The organism is Micromonospora sp. ABR4_055 (assembly GCF_056160425.1).
The window spans coordinates 1-2,222 of the sequence record NZ_JBSWXD010000297.1 but is presented as its reverse complement, the minus strand read 5'-3'; the positions used below and the strand labels follow the sequence as shown (position 1 = coordinate 2,222).

Annotated in this window: 3 protein-coding genes; all 3 read left to right on the top strand. The window is 71.6% G+C overall.

Annotated features, from left to right (window positions below):
• A partial coding sequence (locus ACXAHD_RS31965; RefSeq protein ID WP_475055140.1) for an acetaldehyde dehydrogenase (acetylating) occupies positions 1-746 on the top strand: 746 nt, incomplete at its 5' end.
• Entirely contained in the window at positions 743-1,756 is a 1,014-nt protein-coding gene (dmpG, locus tag ACXAHD_RS31960) for a 4-hydroxy-2-oxovalerate aldolase (RefSeq protein ID WP_475055139.1), read from the top strand. The genes ACXAHD_RS31965 and dmpG, both read left to right, overlap by 4 nt.
• The coding region (locus ACXAHD_RS31955) for a 2-keto-4-pentenoate hydratase (protein ID WP_475055138.1) at positions 1,753-2,222 on the top strand (470 nt) is incomplete at its 3' end. The genes dmpG and ACXAHD_RS31955, both read left to right, overlap by 4 nt.

The window sequence follows — 2,222 nt, the reverse complement described above, 5'->3', positions numbered from 1 at the left end:
TGGTCGCGATGCCCGAGTTCGCCGACGTGCGACTCGTCTTCGACGCCACGTCGGCGGGCGCGCACCGGCGCAACAACGAGATCCTGCAGGCTTACGGCCGGACGGTGGTGGATCTGACCCCGGCCGCGGTCGGCCCGTACGTGGTGCCCCCGGTCAATCTGGACGCTCATTTGGGCGTGTCGAACGTCAACATGGTGACCTGCGGTGGGCAGGCGACGGTGCCGGTCGTCGCCGCCGTCGCGGCGGTGGCCCCGGTCGCGTACGCGGAGATCGTCGCGTCGATCGCGTCCCGCTCGGCCGGTCCGGGCACGCGGGCCAACATCGACGAGTTCACCCGGACCACCGCCCGCGCCCTGGAGGTCGTCGGCGGTGCCGGCACAGGTAAGGCGGTCATCGTGCTGAACCCGGCGGATCCGCCGCTGCTGATGCGTGACACCGTCTACTGCCTGATCCCGGCCGGCGTCGACACCGGCCGGGTGGCTGACTCGGTGGAGTCCATGGTGGCGTCGGTCGCCGGGTACGTGCCCGGCTACCGGCTCAAACAGCGGGTGCAGTTCGATCCGGTCGACGCGTACGTGCCGGCGCTGGGCAGCCATTTCACCGGCATCCAGGTGTCGGTGTTCCTGGAGGTCTCCGGTGCCGGGCACTACCTGCCCGCGTACGCCGGCAACCTCGACATCATGACCTCGGCCGCGTTGCGTACCGCCGAACGTCTGGTCGCTGTCCGAGAGGGGGCTCAGCGATGACCCGGCTGTACGTCCAGGACGTCACGTTGCGCGACGGCATGCACGCCATCGGGCACCGGTACACCGTCGAGGAGGTCCGGGCGATCGCCGCCGCGTTGGACGCGGCCGGCGTCGACGCGATCGAGGTCGCCCACGGCGACGGGCTGGCCGGCTCGTCCGTCACCTACGGCCACGGCGCGGCGTCGGACGCCGACTGGATCCGTGCTGCCGCCGAGTCGATCAGCCGGGCGACGTTGACCACGCTGCTGCTGCCCGGGATCGGCACCGTCGACGACCTGAAAGCGGCCCGTGACCTGGGCGTGACCAGCGTCCGGATCGCCACCCACTGCACCGAGGCCGACGTCGCCGCCCAGCACATCGGCTGGGCCCGCGACCAGGGTATGGACGTCGCCGGGTTCCTGATGATGTCGCACATGAACACCCCGGCCGGGCTCGCCGGGCAGGCCAAGCTGATGGAGTCGTACGGGGCGCACTGCGTCTACGTCACCGACTCCGGCGGCCGGCTGCTGATGGACGACGTCGCCGCCCGGGTCGACGCCTACCAGCAGGTGCTGGACCCGGGCACGCAGATCGGTATCCACGCCCACCACAACCTGTCGTTGGGCGTGGCCAACAGTGTGATCGCCGTGCAGCACGGCACCACCCGGGTCGACGCCTCCCTCGCCGGGATGGGCGCCGGGGCCGGCAACGCCCCCCTGGAGGTGTTCACCGCCGTCGCGGACCTGCACGGCTGGAAACACGGCTGCGACACGTTCGCGCTGATGGACGCCGCCGAGGACCTGGTCCGGCCGCTGCAGGACCGGCCGGTCCGGGTCGACCGGGAAACCCTGTCGCTCGGCTACGCCGGCGTCTACTCCAGCTTCCTGCGCCACGCCGAACGCGCCGCCGACCGCTACCACCTGGACGTGCGGTCCATCCTGATCGAACTCGGCCGCCGCAGGATGGTCGGCGGCCAGGAAGACATGATCACCGACGTCGCCCTCGACCTCGCCAACGGAGAGCGCCCGTGACCGCCACCAGCATCGACACCGCCGACCTCGCCGCCCGGCTCGACGACGCGGCCGTCACCGGCACCCCGATTCCGCAGCTCGCCGACACCCACCGGGTCGACGTCGACGCCGCCTACGCGGTGCAGCAGGCGCTGATCGTCCGGCGCACCGGCCGGGGCGAACGCCTCGTCGGCGCGAAGATGGGGCTGACCAGCCGGGCGAAGATGGTCCAGGTCGGCGTCGACTCCCCGATCCTCGGCCAGCTCACCGACACCACGCAGGTGCCCGACGGCGGCAGCGTCGACATCTCCGGGCTGATCCACCCCCGGGTCGAACCGGAGATCGCCTTCCTGCTGGACCGGCCGCCGACACCCGGGATGCCGTTCACCGACGCGGTGCGGGCCGTCGCCCCCGCGCTGGAGGTCATCGACTCCCGGTACGCCAACTTCACCTTCTCGCTGCCCGACGTGATCGCCGACAACACCTC